The sequence below is a fragment of the Vibrio ostreicida genome (assembly GCF_013074385.2).
Taxonomy (GTDB): Bacteria; Pseudomonadota; Gammaproteobacteria; order Enterobacterales; family Vibrionaceae; genus Vibrio; species Vibrio ostreicida.
The window spans coordinates 198,187-215,118 of sequence record NZ_JABEYA020000003.1; the positions used below are offsets into that span (position 1 = coordinate 198,187).

Below are 16,932 nucleotides of genomic sequence, written 5' to 3' on the forward strand. Positions count from 1 at the left end.
AAAAGATCACATGAAAAAATTACCTTTAACGTTGCTTAGTGCAGCGGCAGTGGCCAATAGTGTAGTGGCAGACGATCATATTTCTGTGCATTATCTCAATTACCAAGAGTACGATGACAAAGTGGAAGCGGGCGATCGTATTCTATCGATCGAAAAGAGTTTCGGCTTAGATTGGACCATTAACCTTGAGCTCGGTTATGACACGGTTTCCGGAGCGTCACCGTCATGGGGGCCGACCACACCGGTTGGCAGTGTTGCCGATGCGAACAGCCGAGCGAGCAAGACCCAAGCAGCACAAAACCAAACCGATCAAGTGATACGTGCGGGTTACGATCCACAAAGAAGTGGTTACAAAGTTCAGAAATATGAATTGGAAGATACGCGTAAGTCAATTAACGCCAGTGCAACGTATCGTGATTCATTGCGCAATGAGTGGACACTCGGTGCGAATTTTTCCAATGAAGAAGATTACCGCAGTGTTGGATTCAATGGTAAGGCGCTCATTTATGCAGACGCACAGAAAAATCGCTCATACAGCCTAGGGGCCTCGACGTTATTCGATGAAACCCTGTCTTTTGATCGCTATCAGACAGCCACGAACCCCCAGTCTTGGCAAGATATTTTTACTGGCAGTATTGAAGCCGGACTGTCGCAGACTTTTACGCCGAATTACTACATGGTGATGACGGCTTACGCTGGTTATCGTTCGGGCTATCTGAGCAATCACTACCTGACTGTTTTGCGTGAAGTGGATCTTGATGGTAATGGATCGATTGGTGACGACGAGGTGTTTCTTGGTCAGGATTCTCGGCCGGACAAACGATGGTCTGGGGGGGTGAATATTCAGGCTTTTTGGTCCTTGTCTGAACAATGGGTTGTTCGTCCACGTTATAAATGGTTTACCGATGACTGGGGGGTGTCTTCTCATCAGTTGGGTGGCAAGGTGTCCTGGACGGTCAATAATTGGTTAACACTGGCGCCTGGCTATTTTTTCTATAGCCAGAGTGGGGCGGATTTCTACCGTGATCCTGAGGCTGATTCGCCGACGTTTGCCGCCACCGGCTATGCCACTTCAGATCTCAGGATGGGGGAGTTTACCGCCAATGCTTACGAGTTGGGTGCCAGTGTAAAAGTCCATAAAAAGCTGCGCTTGAATGTGCTGGGGGCCTACTATGAGCAGTCGAACGGTTTTGAAGCTCAGTGGTGGGCTGTGGGGGCAACGTATGAGTTTTAGTCGACCGTTTACCTATCGTTTTACGGCAATGACGGTGCCCTGTGAAGTTCAATTGTTCACGGTCAGTGACGCCGCTAGGATCGCCAAGAGGATTGAGTCGAATACAGCCAGATTGGAGAAGAAGTTTAACTTTTATGACCCGGATTCATGGCTGAATGTTGAGGTCAACCGCCGAATGGACGCTTGGGTGACACTGGATGACGAAGCCACCGCCGTATTTGAGTGGGTCAAACAAATGGTCGCAGTGACGGGCGCCGCATTTGATCCCTGTGTCGGCACGATAAAAGCGTTGGTCAAAGCCCACCCTAGTCTGAGTAAACAGGCTGTGTACCAGCGCGCTCACAAGGCGATGGGCGTCGACGCTTGGTTAGTGGATGAAGGGCGGCTGCATATTCCCCACCGTGACACTCAGTTTGATTTAGGTGGTGTGATTAAAGAATTTGCAGTGGATCAAGCGGTGCTGATTGCTCAGCGTTATGGTGTCTCTTCCGCTTTAGTGAATTTTGGTGGTGATATTCGCGCGTTGGGCTCTAAGCCTGATGGGTCTCCTTTTCAGGTTGCGGTTCTTAACCCCAAGGATAAAACAGAACCGTTTTTTTCCTTACCTCTTGCCAACGCGGCGTTAACCACATCGGCTCACTATGAACGACGTCAGTCATTCTCTGACCAAAACTGCTCTCATATTTTGTCTCAGTGTGGACCGCACCCTCAGGTGCTTTCTGTCAGTGTGTTGGCACCGACGGCCCTGCAGGCAGGGATACTCAGCACGGCATTGACATTGAATCCTACCCTACCCGTTCCCCAAGAGGTGGGGGTGGTGTTTATTGACGATCAGTTAGCCATTCATCAGGACACGGAGTTTGTTGCATGATATGCCGAATTACCCTTTTCTTTATATTCGTTTTTTCCTCGTTAAGCTTGGCGGAAAATACCGAGTTTTTGCCTGTCGAACAGGCTTTTCCCTATCAATGGGAGATGGTCGCAGATGGTGCACAGGTCCATTTTTCTGTACAGCCGGGATATTACCTTTATAAATCACGTTTTAAAGTCTCAGCAGAGGATGGCGTCGCACTTAAACCCGTGGAATTCTCCATTCCCGGTGATCTGAAAAACGATAAGTATTTTGGTGAAGTCGTGGTGTTCAGCCAGCCCGTGACGATTAAGATCCCCTATCACGGAGCCGGTCAGCTTAAAGTGAAATATCAGGGCTGTGCGCAACAAGGTTTATGTTATTTGCCTCAGACGATACGGTTAGATCTGCCCAGCTTGCCCGCTTTGGATGAGGCGGCCTCTGTGCCTCAGTCATCATCATGGTGGGAAAAAGTAGAGGGACTTGCTCAAGATACTGCGGGCCTCTCCGTCTTGCTTGGCAGTGTGTCTAGACCACAAGCCTTAATGATTTTTTTTCTACTCGGACTGGGTTTGTCACTGACCCCTTGCGTGCTACCTATGGTGCCGATTCTGTCTAGTATCATCGGGGGACAGGCGCATATTTCAGGCCGTAAAGGCTTTGCTTTGTCGGTTTCCTATGTTCTGGGTATGGCATCGAGTTATGCGTTGACTGGAATCGTGGTCACCACCTTGGCCAAGGGCATCAATATTCAATCTGCTATGCAACAACCTTGGTTGCTGTCTTGTTTTGCGGTGGTCTTTGTTCTTCTCGCTCTCGCAATGTTTGGGTTCTATGAATTACAGCTCCCTGCGGCGTTGCAGCAAAGGCTCAATAGCCAATCAGGGAAACTGGGTGGTGGTAAGTTGATGAGTGTCTACCTGATGGGGGCAGTGTCTGCTTTGGTAGTGTCTCCCTGCGTTAGTGCACCTTTGGCCGGTGCTTTGTTATACGTTTCAACCACTCAGGATTGGATGTTTGGAGGGGTGACTTTATTTGTGATGGCGTTGGGCATGGGCATTCCATTAATCGTAATTGGCGTTAGCGGAGGTAAACTCCTGCCTAAGAGTGGTTCATGGATGGTCGTCGTCAAACAGCTCTTTGGCGTGTTATTGCTGGCCGTTGCGGTGATGCTTCTGAGTCGTTTTGTGGCTGGCTGGGTTAGCATGCTTTTGTGGGCGTTACTGGCCATTGGCAGTGGGATTCACTTTGGTGGATTAGATTCAGCAAAGCCCGGTTGGGAACGGACACGAAAACTGGTGGCCTTTATGTCTTTATTCTATGGTCTGGTGCTGTTTATCGGTATGCTGACGGGCTCAGAAGATCCTCTACAGCCTTTAAATGTCAGGACAGAATCGAGAGACAACAGACCGGCAACCTTGCCTTTTGCCACTGTCCGTTCCGTGTCAGTGCTTAATCAACAGCTCGCCGAGGCGAGAGTGCACAATAAACGGGTCATGATTGATTTGTATGCTGATTGGTGTGTCTCTTGTAAGGTGATTGAAAAAGAGGTGTTTGGTGATCCTTCGGTTCAAAGCCAGTTTTCTGACTGGAACATGATAAAATTTGATGTCACTGAGGGCACGCCAGAGCAATTGGCATGGTTGTCTGAACGCGATGTATTTGGTCCGCCAGCCTTGTTCTTCTTTGACTCACAAGGTCGTGAACTGGATAAAAAACGTATCCTTGGCGCGATTGGGTTGGAACAATTTCAGTCGATGACTGTACATATGTGACCTCTAGGGTCATGAGCGTCATGGTGCCGCTGGATCTTATATAACCGTCGACATATGATTGACAGCGAGTGGCGCCCTGATCGCGACCATAGGGCGCTCATTATTTGGAATACGCTGCAAAATAGTCCACCACAAAGTCAATGAACCGTTTAAATCGTTTGGGCATGAAGCGGTCACTGTGGTAGATGACGGAAAAATCGACACTTGGGATGGTCCACTGTTCGAATACCTCGACGAGTTCTCCGCGCTCAAGGGCTTGCTGGCAATAGATCAGGGGAATGCGAACGATGCCGTTACCCTTGATGGCCCCTTTGACCAGTACTCGACCATTTTTACACTGTAAATGACTGTTTACCAACACATCGTAATGTTGGGAATCGGTGTCATTTTCAAAATTCCATTTTGTCACGGAACCTGTGAGACATTGATGTTGCAGTAGCTCTTTCGGGTGCTGAGGTGTACCGGATTGCTGCAAGTAGCTTGGGCTCGCTAATGTGCCCATCTTAATGGCGAGTAACGGGCGAGCAATAAATCCGGCATCATCGAGTTTGCCCATACGAAATGCAAGATCGAAATCGTCGTCTATTAGGTCGATTCGGTGGCTGCTAAAATCGAGTTTAATACGAACGTCGGGATACTTATGCATAAATAAAGTGGTGATCTCAGCGACTAATTCCTCCCCCAAATACCCCCCAACGCAGTTAATGCGAATCTCTCCTTGGATATTCTCTACTTGATCTACCGCTGCCAGTAAGGCTTGATTGATGTTTTCAAATGAACGCTGACACTGGTCAAACAAGGCTTGTCCTGCTTCAGTCAACCTCATCGTTCGAGTGGTTCGTATCAGCAGCGTGACCCCCATTTTCTTCTCTAGGCTGGCAATCTGACGTGATACATGAGAGCGAGACACATTGAGGGCGTCGGCGGCTTTAGTGAAATTCCCTCGTTGAGCAATCAGGACAAAAGTACGGACATCGGAGAGACTAATTTGGTTGAGCATATATATCGCTTGATCAGGTGAGATAGCTTTATTGTTGCACTGGTGAAACAGTCTTTCAACAAGGGTGATGTATATCAACAAAATATTTTGGCGTAGGATCTTTACATCCCAGTCAATCCGACTGCTAAACAACGACCAAAGGGAACAATATGAAAAAACTTATCGCGATTACTGGCGCAAGTTCAGGGATTGGTGAGGCGATTGCGCGGCACTTAAGCCGACAAGGCCATCCTTTGCTATTGCTTGCACGACGTGTCGAACGTCTTGAGGCGTTGGACTTGCCCAATACCTTGTGTGAGCGTGTTAATGTCACCGACAAGGCATCGTTTGATCGTGCGATTGAAAAAGCAGAACAACAATTTGGGCCGGTAGACGGCTTGGTCAACAATGCTGGCGTGATGTTGCTTGGCTCGCTTGATAGCCAATCACCCGCTGAGTGGCAACGTATGTTTGACGTCAATGTCCTTGGCTTATTGAATGGAATGCAGTCGGTGTTGGCTCCCATGATTGCACGTAACTCGGGTACTATCATTAATATCAGCTCGATTGCGGGTAAAAAGACGTTCCCAAACCATGCCGCGTACTGTGGCACCAAGTTCGCGGTTCATGCCGTGTCTGAAAATGTGCGGGAAGAAGTGGCGGCGTCGAATGTGCGGGTGACGACCATAGCCCCAGGCGCTGTTGAAACAGAGTTGTTAACTCATACGAGTTCAACGGAAATTAAACAGGGGTACGATGACTGGAAAGCCGATATGGGGGGAGTTCTGGCGCCAGATGATGTTGCCCGCGCGGTGGTTTTTGCTTATCAGCAGCCACAAAGTGTCTGTATCCGTGAAATCGCTCTCGCACCCACGAAGCAGCAACCTTAAACGAAAAAGGCCTGATTACTCAGGCCTTCAGCACTTTAAGCGAGCCACCTCACTTGATGAGGGCACGGTCAGTTACAGGTTTTTTCAGTGGCTAGACTTTAAAGAAATCAAGCTGCTGTCTTTGCCTTTCTGCCAATGAAGACAGTTCTTGGCTTGCCGCCGCGGCCTGCGTAATACCAGTCACGTTTTGGCTGACCAGGTTATAAATGTTACTTAGATTGTTATTCACATCAGAAGTGACTTGTCTTTGCTCCTCAGAAGCAACGGCAACCTGAGCATTGATTGTGGTGAGATCGGAGAGGGAAGTACCTATGTGTGTGAGCGCTTGGCTGGCTTGTTTAGCATGTTGTTGATTTTGCTCTATCAGCGTTAAGCTTGAGTGCATACTCTCATTGGCGACCCCAGATTGATGTTGCAGATCTTCGATAATGGTCTGAATTTCTTTGGTGGATTCCTGAGTACGTGCCGCCAGCATACGCACTTCATCGGCCACGACAGCGAATCCGCGACCAGAGTCTCCCGCCCGTGCTGCTTCAATCGCGGCATTGAGCGCAAGCAGATTCGTCTGCTCAGAAATACTTTCAATCACTTCAATCACTTGGCCGATTTGCTCCGATTGCTCTTTGAGCGTATTGACAACGCCTGCGGCTTGAGAAAGCTGGGCCATCATTTTTTGGCTAGCACGCGCGTTTTCCTCGAAGGTTTCTAGGTTTTCCTGAGCCAGTTTATTCGCGTCCATTGATGCAGCATCGGCATGACTTGCGCTGAGCGTCACTTCAGTGGCCGTGCTTTCCATCTGGTTGATCGCTGAGGCAACTTGTTCGACTTCATTTTTTTCCTGATCAGAATTGACGCTTGACTGAGTCATCACAGCGGCCAGCTCCGTGGAAGCAGAGGCGACGTCGACACTAATACGTACGAGGGAATCAACGGTGTGCTGTAATTGACTGACGGTGCTATTAAAGTCACGAGACAATGCGGTGATCTCATTGTCACCTTCCTCTTTTACTGACACCAGAAGGTTACCTTGCGCGAGTTCTTGCATCGCCGATTGCAACGCTTTGATCGGCGTTACTATGATCCCGGCCAATATCCAGCTAATGAGGAGTGCCGCTGCGAGAACAGCAATAAGTCCAATGATCGCATTGGTCATTACGCTCGAATGTGTGATTTCGTTAGCCGCTACTTTTTGTAACGCAAGTGCATTGAGTTTATTTGATAATCGCTCGATCGCGTTGACCATTTGGTTGCCGGCCGCACGGTAGTTGGCAGAGGCTTGAGTGTATTGGCGTTCAAAATCCCGACTGAGATCTTGGTTGCTGTGACGGATCTTGATCAATGGGCCCATGACATTAATCGAGTAGTCGACGTAATGGTCAATGGCTTTGTGCATCAACTCAACTTCTTGTTGCATGCCTTCAATCTCATTGAGTGACTCGAGCAGTTGATGGCTTTCATTTTGTCTGGATTTTAGGTGGCTTGCTAACTGATTCACATCATCAGCCCTAAATAGACTGTAGATGGCTTTAATTCTCATTCCATAAGTATTGTCGATGATTTGGGTCAGTTCATCTTTATGCTTAATGAGGTTTTCCGTCGAGGCCGAAACATCATTGAAGGCATTTTTTAGACTGGTTGTGCTGTAACTAATACCCACTACCAGAAGCAGCAAGGTGAAGATAACAGGAACGACTACCTGAAGCTTAATAGAAAGCCCGCTAAGTAATTGGCGCATTGTTGGTCCTCTTATGAAAGGAAGTGAATTAAGGTGATTTTTCTGTCATTAGCGAATAAGGGAGCGGATTCTAAGTTTTCTTGGGGAAATTTCAATCAATAGTTCGTCTTTTTATCAAAATATTGAATATTTTTCGCTTATTTTTCACTGAGTTAAAACTCTAATGTTGACTTTCGTGGGTTAAGTTTTGCAATTTGTTGCATTAGTGTGTGATCTGTTATTAATGGTAATAATGAGAAATCGGCCATTTTTTGGCTGTCATAGAGCTTTCAACTAAGTGAAACACAATTGTCATATTTCAGTTCTAAAGTGAGCACCGTTGAGTGAAACACAACGGCAATTATGCCAACTAAGGATATTGTGATGAAAAAGACAGTTATCGGTGCAATCGCACTTCTAGGCGCAATGGCAGTGACTTCAGTTTCTGCTAAAGAAACAATCTCTGCAGTGGGCTCTAGCAGCGTTACTCCACTGATGGAAGTTTTCTCTGAAACATACATGAAGACAAATTCAAACGTTTTTATCGAAGTCCAGGGGCCAGGATCTTCAGCGGGCGTGAAAGCCGCGAAAAATGGTTCTGCTGATTTGGGGATGTCTTCTCGTAACCTGAAAGATTCTGAAAAAGAGCCGGCATTGAAAGAACTGACGGTAGCAATGGACGGCATTGCGGTTGTCACTAACCCTAAAAATGGGCTTAAAGCACTTACGGCTGAGCAAGTAACGGCTATCTATAAAGGCGACATCACTAACTGGAAAGACGTAGGCGGCGCTGACAAACCTATCGTCGCCATCACTCGTGATACTGCTTCTGGTACTCGTGGTGCATTTGAAGACATCATGAAACTGAAAAAGAAAATCTCAGGCAAAAAAGTGTCTGCCATCTCTCAGCGCGCTCAAGTCGCGAATGGTAACGGCGCACTTAAAACGATGGTTGCCTCTAACCCTTACGCCATTGGTTACATTTCATTGGGCACGGTTGACAATTCAGTGAACGCAGTGGCTATCGATGGCGTGCAAGCAAACGTCAGCAATGTAAAAAATGGCTCTTACAAGGTGGCGCGTCCTTTCCTTGTCCTTTACAAAGAAGGCAAGCCTTCTGCTGAAACTGAAAAATTCTTGAGCTGGATGGTGTCTTCTGATGCACAAGCACTGGTCGACAACAATGGTTACATCTCAGTTAACTAATCTTAGATAATTTACACCATTGCTCAGCCCACCTTGGGCTGAGCTTTTTCTGACTTCAAGTGAGCCATTTACTCACGGAAAGGTAAGAATTTTATGACCATCGCAACTAATAGTGACAAGATTATGCAAACTGAAGCATCGCCTGTTGCAAAATCTGGTTTACGCACGCAGCGTCGTGTTGACTGGAGAGAGCGCATCTTTCATGGCTTATTCCTTACCAGTGCTGTTATTGGCATTGTCTCTCTGGGGATCATCGCCTATTTTATTGTAAAAGAATCCATCCCTGCATTTCAGGAAGCGGGATTGTCTGGCATCGTGCTAGGCCAAGACTGGCTGCCACCCGCTCTTTATGGTGTGGCGACTATGATTGTTGCCTCCGTCGTGTCTACGTTTGGTGCTGTGATTGTCGGTGTGCCTGTGGGTGTGCTTACCGCGATCTTTATCGCCGAAATTGCACCAAAGCGTTTGGCGAACATTATTCGGCCTGCGGTTGAATTATTAGCGGGTATCCCGTCGGTTGTTTACGGCTTCTTCGGCCTCGTTATCATTGTTCCATTGATTCAGAACATCTTTGATGTGCCAGCAGGCAATACAATTTTGGCGGGCATTATTGTGTTGGGAGTGATGATCCTCCCGACGGTAATCACGGTTTCAGAAACCTCTATTCGAGCAGTGCCTCGCACGTATAAAGAAGGCTCTTTGGCGCTTGGCGCGTCCAAAATATTCACGATTTTTAAACTGCTCGTTCCCGCGGCACGTTCAGGCATTATGACAGGCGTTATTCTCGGCATTGGCCGTGCGTTAGGTGAAACCATGGCCATCATCATGGTGATGGGCAATGCCCCTGCCATGCCACAAGGTATTCTGGATTCGGCTCGCACATTAACGGCAAATATTGCTATTGAGATGTCTTACGCAAGTGGTGTACATGCCAGTGCGCTGTATGCGACAGGGGTTGTTTTACTGGCGTTTATTATGATGCTCAATGCAGCATTACTTTACTTAAATCGTGAAAAAGCGAACTAAAGCGAGAAGGTAACGAGTATGGAACGCGCAAAATTAAAACAAGCACGACAGATTAAAGACAATATCTTTAACGGTTTTGTTTGGGCATCTGCAGCACTGACCGTCGGTTTTTTGTTCTGGATAATCTGGTACATTTTATCCAATGGATTGCAATATGTAGACTGGAACTTTATTACCGATAATTACACTCGCACCGGAGAAGAGCACGGTATCTTTCCGATGATTGTTGCAACTATCTATATGGTCATTGCATCGATCGCGGTGGCCGCCCCATTGGGTATCATGACGGCGATTTACCTGACGGAATATGCCAAAGTCGGTAGCCGGCTAGTGAAAGTGATTCGTTTTTGTACCGAGTCACTGGCGGGCATACCGTCAATCATCTTTGGTTTGTTTGGTATGACGTTTTTCGTTGCGATTCTGGGGTTGGGCTTTTCCATTCTTTCTGGCGCATTGACACTGAGCATTTTGATTCTTCCGGTCATTATACGCACAACAGAAGAAGCCTTGATGGCAGTACCGCAAACCTATCGTGAAGGATCTTATGGATTGGGCGCTTCAAAAATCTACACCATCTGGCGTTTGATATTGCCAAGTGCAATGCCAGGTATCTTAACTTCGGTCATTCTCAGTATTGGTCGTGTTATTGGTGAATCTGCTCCGGTTTTTCTAACCGCAGGTATGGTTGCACGTATCCCCGATTCGCTCCTCGATTCGGGACGTACGTTGACGGTTCACCTCTACAAGCTAACCACTGAGCTGTTCACTATTGATGAGTGGAATCAGGCTTATGGGACAGCAACTGTGCTGATTGTCGTTGTTCTTATGATTAACATGGTCACTAAGTTTATCGCCAGCCGCTTTAACTCGGCGAACTATTGATTGGTTACCTCACTTTATTTAGCACACAACGAATTTAAGATACGACGAGATTATGACTATGAACAAATTTGATATTGAAAGCCTAGATCTGTTTTATGGCGATAACCAAGCACTTAAATCGATTAATTTACCGATTCCGGTTCGTCAGGTGACGGCCTTAATTGGGCCTTCTGGTTGCGGAAAATCAACGCTCTTACGTTGCTTAAATCGCATGAATGATCTGATTGAAGGGGTTAAAATTACGGGCAAATTAGACATGGATGGCACGGATATTTACGGTAATATTGATGTGGCAGATTTACGCATCAAAGTGGGAATGGTTTTCCAAAAACCGAACCCGTTTCCTATGAGTATCTACGAAAATGTGGCCTATGGCTTGCGTGCGCAGGGCATCAAAGATAAGAAGCATATCGATGAAGTCGTTGAGGGTTCATTGCGCAGTGCGGCACTCTGGGATGAAGTGAAAGATAGATTGAAGTCTCATGCGTTCGGTTTATCGGGTGGCCAACAGCAACGTTTATGTATCGCTCGGACGATCGCTATGGAACCCGATGTGATCCTGATGGATGAACCGACTTCAGCACTAGACCCAATCGCGACGCATAAAATTGAAGAGCTGATGGAAGAGCTGAAAAAGAACTATACCATCGTCATTGTGACGCATTCCATGCAGCAAGCACGTCGTATTTCTGACCGCACCGCTTTCTTTCTAATGGGTGAGCTGGTGGAACATAATGAAACGCAGGTCATTTTCAACGACCCTCAAGACGAGCGCACAAAAGGTTACGTAAACGGTGATTTTGGTTAATCATCGACGCGTTTACAAGCATTATCACTATAATAATAAGCGATGGTACCTTGCCCCTCTTTCAAGAGGGGCTTTTTTTGTCTGACAGATGAATCGTTTCAAACAATGATGCATCATGATGTGAGTAAGAGATCAGGCTTTTTGGTTAAGCGCTTGTTGGTGTGGATTGGTTGCGCAGCTTTCTTTTCAACCAGTAGTCTAGGCTGACATAACGCCCACCACCATAAAAGAATAAGACAAGCAACATGACGAAGTATGTGGCAGCGAATTCCATCCCGTTGTTGAGCATGACCGGATCACCCAGCTCGGTGATGTAGTTGTATCGACCCGGGAAGTTGGTTGCTAACCATTCAATCAAGCCATTGAGACGCAGTGTTGCTTCCATACTGCTGGTGGCAATGGCATCCCAACCATGTTTCCAGTGCACCATGGCACTCGCAACGCTCATCAAAAAGATCATAGGGAGTGCCATCACTCGCGTGAACAAACCCAATGCGATACACAGACAACCTAACACTTCCGTTGCGGCGGCTAAAAAGGCCAGCAGTTCCGGAAAGGGTAAGTTGAGTCCTCCGTCTGCAGCAGAAGCGCCAAACCATGCGACTGTCCCTGAAAAGCCGAGTACTTTAGAACGAGCGCCAACAAAAATCACAGGAATGAGATAGAGACGGATCGCAAGCAACGCCAAGTAGTCGAACTTTCTATATTGTTTAACCAAAGTATCGAACCAATTAAGGGCAGACTGAATCATACATTTTTCTCCTGAGGATGGGCGGTAACTAGCCCGAGTTCATTGAAGTTCTGAATCCACTCCATGACATTAAATCTCGCCATGTGCTGAGCGGCATGTTGTTGCAATTGAGTGATTGTGAGAGAGGGGTGCTCTTGTAAATATTGAATGAATGCGACATCGATGGCCCTGAGTTTTTGCGATTTAACATGATGCAATGCATCGCGAAAAACGGCATAAAATATAGGGTGACGCCTGCAAGCGAAGAAAGTCACCGAGTCTTGATGTAACAAAAAGGGGAGCTGGAGAAGTTGCAACCCTGTAGTGATCTGTAAGGTATCCGTTTCTTCGAGTAACCGATGAGGAACGAGTGATGTGGGACCACCTAGCGGATCTATTTCGATGCTAAATGTTACCCACTCATATTCAAGTAAGGCTACCTGATCGCTGGAGACTGTGTGCTTTGTGGCTTGACGATGGGCTTGCAAAAATTGCATAAACTCAGTCGCGATATGATGAAACGTTGGTTCGGACGCACCATGATTATTGACAAAGTCATTCACCATGCGTGTCCGTTGTTCCTCGGTAAATTGCGCAGAAAATAGAGGAAACGTAGTTGCAAGGACATCAAATAGGTTGTCGCGGATACCCTCGCGATACCGACACGACATAGGCGGTTTGATGGGGGCACGAATTAAAGCGGTTAATGCTTCAATTTGTGCGTGCATTTTACTGGGTGGACGAAGCATCTAACGCCTCCTTAGGCCGTGCTGGAGGTTGTTGGCTGCAATCGACGATCTCACCATGAATACGGCGAAGTTCTTCGGTCAGTAACAACAGCGATGGCACATTATGATCACGTTCCAATAGCAATGGTTTTTGGCCATGCCGGCAATAGGTCTCGCGGGCAAGATTGACCACGTCTTTAGATACGGGTTTACCGTGAGTATCCAGCAGGAAGTCATTTTGTTCTTTTAAATGCCCTGCTATGTGGTAATAGCGAATCGCTTCACTCGGTAACAGATTCAACATGTCGTAAGGGCAGTAGTGGTGGTTGTGACTGTTAACGAAGACATTATTGATGTCGATGAGTAGCTCACAGCCACTGCGTTGACACACTTGGGCAATAAACTCGCCTTCAGGCATTTCATGCCCGTAATCGTGGTAGTAAGAGATATTCTCCAATACCAATGGGCGCTGAATGATGTCCTGCACGCGCTGAATACGTTCAACCAAGTAGGGAATATTTTGTTTGTATCGAGGGATGGGAAGCAGCTCATATAAATAGCCCTGTTTATCTCTTGAGAAACTCAGGTGCTCGCTATATATCTCGATATTAAAGTCATCGAGAAAGCGAGCGATCTCTTTAACAAAGTGCTCGTTTAATGGCTGGCAATCGCCAATAGACAAACTCAAGCCGTGGGCGATGAGAGGATAATGTTGGGCAATGCTTTGAAGTTGCTCTCGCTTCAATCCACCCATGTTCATCCAGTTTTCCGGTGCGAGTTCAAGGAAGTCAATATCAGGGTGTTCTGGTAACTGGCACAATAAATCAAGGTGTTCACTGCGCAGTCCAATGCCTTTCGATGTGTCGCTTATTGTCCGCATACGCCACCTGTGATTTTGCTTTGAGTGAACTTAATGGTGTCGCTTGAGGGGGTGATCCCTTCCGCGGTTATCCCGCATTTTCCATCTCGAGCGCGTACCAAATGACCCTGTGGATCCTTTTTGAGTTCTTTCTTTTCAAAACGTTTTTCCGTGCCACATTTACCTGCTGCACATTTACCACCATGTTGGGTGCTTGACTGAGCTTCAATTGGGGGTTCGGTTTGGGTATCCGCAAATACCGTTCCTGAGCTCAAACTAATGACTGACGTCATTGCAATGGAAAGGGCAAGTTTATTGTTCATTGGATATCTCCTTTGCAGCGCTCATGGGGTAGCTAGATAAATCGTGGCCTGCGATCACTTGGCCTTGATAGTATTGTTTGACAATGTCGATAGACTCGGGTTTGAGCTTGAGACCCAGCCCCATCCAGTGATTGAGCACCAAGAGTTTTGGGTTCACTTGTGCGGCGATTTTGCCGATAACGGATGGCTTTGCGTGCAAAAAGGAAGAAACTGGGTCGGCCTGTTCATGAATGGCAAGGGGCATCAGCAGAATGTCAGCCCCTTTCGCGAAGTCGATAAACGCGGAGTTAGTGCCGTTTTGGTCGGCAGAAATGACCATGACACCTTCAGCGCTCTCAATTCGGTAAGCGAGGCAAGGCACATCACCGTGTGGTATGCCCATCGCGTAGATGGTTAAGCCGTCATGTTGATACACTTTGGTTCGCTGTGTGGTTTTATAGGGCACATCGGTCATCGTGATTGGGAATAAGCCATCGCTGCCATCAAACAAGCCGTTTAAGTAGGCATAAGCCCCTTTATTACCATCGAATAAGGCGTTCATATACTCGCTTAGGCTAGGGAAAGCGGAACCTGATTTTGGCCCTGAGATATCGAGAGGGTCTTGACGATCAAAGAAGTAGCCCCCTTTCAACAAGGCAGGGACGTCTGCAACATGGTCGGTGTGAAAGTGGGTTAAACCGAGGAAGTCTAAATCCTCAAGTTTACCGCCAGCCTGACCAAAGCGAAGGTAAACTCCGCCGCCTGCATCAATCATGATGCGAGATTTTCCTTTCCACCAAATCAACTCTCCTGATGAGGCTCGAAGGTCATCGGAGATAGGCCCACCAGAGCCAAGCAGCTGCAAAGTGAAATTTTTATCGAGAGGTTCGAGGGATAGTGCGTAACTGTTGGTTGCTAAGGAAAGCCCAAGCGCAATTGCCAACGTTTTTAAAGGCCATTTCATGTTGAATACCTATACATCTAATTTTTATTGAGGCTGTCTTTAAGAGCGTGTCCAAAGACGTGACGATAGGGGCAAAAACAAGCCGTTGATGTCCGCTAAAGTGCCTAAAGAAGATATCCAATATGAATGATGAGTTATATCCAGTAATTTTTAAGCGACGTTCAACTCAATTGAACGATAGTGATGTAACACAAGGAAGACTGTCGTGATGTCTCGATATGTATGATTAAAGTGAGAGTGAGAGAGTGAGAGAGTGAGAGAGTGAGAGAGTGAGAGAGGAAAATCGCGTTGGAAAAAAGGCCTGATGGTTATCAGGCCCTTTGGGCACATTGTGCTTAAGAAGGCTGCTCGCTTTCTGTGACAGCCTGTGTCCCTCGTTGTTTTTGTTCCGCTTTACAAACGGCCGCAGTAAAGATGACATCTGTTGAACTGTTCAGTGCCGTTTCTGCTGAATCTTGGATCACGCCAATGATGAAACCAACAGCGACTACCTGCATCGCAATTTCATTTGGAATACCGAAGAGTCCACATGCCAGAGGGATCAGTAATAAAGAGCCACCTGCAACGCCTGATGCACCACACGCTGAAACCGCAGCAACAATACTAAGCAAGACAGCGGTGAAGATATCGACTTCAATCCCCATCGTGTGCACAGCCGCTAAGGTAAGGGTTGTGATCGTAATGGCAGCGCCAGCCATGTTAATCGTTGCGCCAAGAGGAATGGATACCGAGTAGGTATCTTCATCAAGTTTCAACTTTTCACACAACGCCATGTTGACAGGAATGTTTGCCGCGCTTGAGCGAGTGAAGAAGGCGGTAACCCCACTTTCTCGAAGACAGCGTAAAACCAATGGGTATGGGTTTTCACCTGTTTTCACAAAAACAATGATTGGGTTAACCACAAGAGCGATGACCAGCATCGAACTTAGCAAGACGCCAAGCAGTTGAGCGTAACCTGAAAGCGCATCAAAGCCCGTTGTCGCCAATGTTGATGCGACCAAGCCGAAGATACCAAACGGAGCAAGACGAATGATAAAACGGACAATCTGAGAGACGCCGTGGCTTAAATCTTCTAGGACTGCTTTGGTGGTTGCTGATGCATGATGCAGCGCGAGTCCAAGTCCGACAGCCCAAGCAAGAATACCAATATAGTTGGCGTCCATGAGCGCATTGACAGGGTTATCCACGATTTTAAACAGCAACGTGTTCATGACTTCAGCGATGCCCTGAGGTGGTGTTGCCCCTTGTGCACCTGAAACCAAGGTGAGTGTGGTTGGGAACATGAAACTAAGTGCGACGGCTGTTAAAGCGGCAGTAAACGTACCAAAAAGGTACAAAACCACAATAGGACGCATATAGGTATGTTGGTTTTTCTTTTGATTAGCGATGGAAGCTGCAACCAAAATGAAAACGAGAATAGGAGCGACCGCTTTAAGTGCGCCCACGAATAGACTTCCAAGTAAGCCAACACTTTGTGCATGCTCTGGTGAGGCGGTTGCTAAACCGACACCGAGAATGATACCGGCTAGGATCTGCAGTACCAGATTTCCACGCGCAAAGCGGGCAAAGATAGAGTTGTGTTGCATAGTTATCCCTGCAAAGAATTATATTATTAAGTGTGTGTTTTCAGTTACGGGTAACTGAGGCCGACAATACTAGCGTGTTGAAATAATGTGTCTAGAATTAATTGATTTTTAGCATGATAATTTATCAAAAATGTTAAATTATCAACATGATGTTACTCATGTTACCGAGTTGTTTTTGCAATACTCAACCAGATGCGCTTTTATTGAGCACGACAAAGTCGATAGGGTTGCCGCGGTGCGCCTGCGACTGATGCAAGTAACTTGATGGCTGATTTGTTATTAGTTGCTTGCATCGAAGATCAACCGTGAAGGAAGCCCGTTAATTGTTCGTGCGCTGGTTGTGTTTTTAATAAGGATCTCAATGACTAGGCATTCAGAGAAAACTTTTCTTGCTGAGAT

16 protein-coding genes are annotated in these 16,932 nt (G+C 46.9%); 8 read left to right on the forward strand and 8 right to left on the reverse strand.

Features of this window, described 5'->3' with window-relative positions:
• The first annotated feature begins 10 nt into the window (after positions 1-10).
• From HLM86_RS07870 to dsbD, 3 genes are read left to right on the forward strand one after another with little or no spacing between them, the layout of a single operon-like run.
• Positions 11-1,234 carry a DUF3570 domain-containing protein gene (locus HLM86_RS07870; RefSeq protein WP_076588468.1) on the forward strand — a complete coding sequence of 408 codons (1,224 nt, stop codon included), beginning with the start codon at positions 11-13 and terminating at the stop codon, positions 1,232-1,234.
• A complete protein-coding gene (locus HLM86_RS07875; RefSeq protein WP_076588470.1) occupies positions 1,224-2,105 on the forward strand; it encodes an FAD:protein FMN transferase in 882 nt (293 codons plus the stop codon). Before HLM86_RS07870 ends, HLM86_RS07875 begins: the two co-directional genes overlap by 11 nt.
• Positions 2,102-3,859, forward strand: a complete 1,758-nt coding sequence (gene dsbD / locus HLM86_RS07880) for a protein-disulfide reductase DsbD (RefSeq protein ID WP_170882548.1) — start codon at positions 2,102-2,104, stop codon at positions 3,857-3,859. The genes HLM86_RS07875 and dsbD overlap by 4 nt, the downstream gene beginning before the upstream one ends.
• Before the next feature lie 100 nt (positions 3,860-3,959).
• On the opposite strand, the gene HLM86_RS07885 is transcribed toward dsbD, so the two are convergent.
• On the reverse strand, positions 3,960-4,859 hold the full coding sequence (locus HLM86_RS07885; RefSeq protein WP_076588478.1) for a LysR family transcriptional regulator: 900 nt from the start codon (positions 4,857-4,859) through the stop codon (positions 3,960-3,962).
• A 149-nt stretch (positions 4,860-5,008) separates the two neighbouring features.
• Between HLM86_RS07885 and HLM86_RS07890 the strand changes: the two genes are divergently transcribed.
• Positions 5,009-5,728 (forward strand): SDR family oxidoreductase, encoded by a 720-nt coding sequence (locus HLM86_RS07890; protein ID WP_076588480.1) that lies wholly within the window; start codon positions 5,009-5,011, stop codon positions 5,726-5,728.
• Positions 5,729-5,819: 91 nt separating this feature from the next.
• Here the strand turns inward: HLM86_RS07890 and HLM86_RS07895 are convergent, their stop codons facing one another.
• A complete protein-coding gene (locus tag HLM86_RS07895) occupies positions 5,820-7,463 on the reverse strand; it encodes a methyl-accepting chemotaxis protein (protein WP_170882549.1) in 1,644 nt (547 codons plus the stop codon).
• A 363-nt stretch (positions 7,464-7,826) separates the two neighbouring features.
• Here HLM86_RS07895 and HLM86_RS07900 point away from each other — a divergent pair, with 363 nt between their 5' ends.
• From HLM86_RS07900 to pstB, 4 genes are all read left to right on the forward strand, one after another.
• Complete coding sequence (locus HLM86_RS07900; RefSeq protein ID WP_076588485.1) at positions 7,827-8,648, forward strand: phosphate ABC transporter substrate-binding protein; 822 nt, start codon at positions 7,827-7,829, stop codon at positions 8,646-8,648.
• A gap of 93 nt (positions 8,649-8,741) precedes the next feature.
• A complete protein-coding gene (gene pstC / locus HLM86_RS07905) occupies positions 8,742-9,674 on the forward strand; it encodes a phosphate ABC transporter permease subunit PstC (protein WP_076588487.1) in 933 nt (310 codons plus the stop codon).
• Between the two features lie 18 nt (positions 9,675-9,692).
• Positions 9,693-10,556 (forward strand): phosphate ABC transporter permease PstA, encoded by an 864-nt coding sequence (gene pstA / locus HLM86_RS07910; RefSeq protein ID WP_076588489.1) that lies wholly within the window; start codon positions 9,693-9,695, stop codon positions 10,554-10,556.
• Between the two features lie 58 nt (positions 10,557-10,614).
• Complete coding sequence (pstB, locus tag HLM86_RS07915; RefSeq protein ID WP_076588602.1) at positions 10,615-11,364, forward strand: phosphate ABC transporter ATP-binding protein PstB; 750 nt, start codon at positions 10,615-10,617, stop codon at positions 11,362-11,364.
• A gap of 145 nt (positions 11,365-11,509) precedes the next feature.
• Here pstB and HLM86_RS07920 read toward each other — a convergent pair whose 3' ends face one another.
• From HLM86_RS07920 to sstT, 6 genes are all read right to left on the reverse strand, one after another.
• Positions 11,510-12,115, reverse strand: a complete 606-nt coding sequence (locus HLM86_RS07920; RefSeq protein ID WP_076588491.1) for an HvfX family Cu-binding RiPP maturation protein — start codon at positions 12,113-12,115, stop codon at positions 11,510-11,512.
• Positions 12,112-12,843 (reverse strand): HvfC/BufC family peptide modification chaperone, encoded by a 732-nt coding sequence (locus tag HLM86_RS07925; protein WP_170882550.1) that lies wholly within the window; start codon positions 12,841-12,843, stop codon positions 12,112-12,114. The genes HLM86_RS07920 and HLM86_RS07925 overlap by 4 nt, the downstream gene beginning before the upstream one ends.
• Positions 12,824-13,702: an MbnB/TglH/ChrH family RiPP precursor modification enzyme gene (locus HLM86_RS07930; RefSeq protein ID WP_076588494.1), complete on the reverse strand. Its 879-nt coding sequence runs from the start codon at positions 13,700-13,702 to the stop codon at positions 12,824-12,826. Before HLM86_RS07930 ends, HLM86_RS07925 begins: the two co-directional genes overlap by 20 nt.
• The gene (locus HLM86_RS07935; RefSeq protein ID WP_076588495.1) at positions 13,690-14,004 is read right to left on the reverse strand and encodes a hypothetical protein; all 315 of its coding nucleotides are present in this window, start codon (positions 14,002-14,004) and stop codon (positions 13,690-13,692) included. The genes HLM86_RS07930 and HLM86_RS07935 overlap by 13 nt, the downstream gene beginning before the upstream one ends.
• Positions 13,994-14,947 carry an MBL fold metallo-hydrolase gene (locus tag HLM86_RS07940; RefSeq protein WP_076588496.1) on the reverse strand — a complete coding sequence of 318 codons (954 nt, stop codon included), beginning with the start codon at positions 14,945-14,947 and terminating at the stop codon, positions 13,994-13,996. The genes HLM86_RS07935 and HLM86_RS07940 overlap by 11 nt, the downstream gene beginning before the upstream one ends.
• Positions 14,948-15,282: 335 nt before the next feature.
• Positions 15,283-16,533: a serine/threonine transporter SstT gene (gene sstT, locus HLM86_RS07945; RefSeq protein ID WP_170882551.1), complete on the reverse strand. Its 1,251-nt coding sequence runs from the start codon at positions 16,531-16,533 to the stop codon at positions 15,283-15,285.
• Positions 16,534-16,932: the final 399 nt, after the last annotated feature.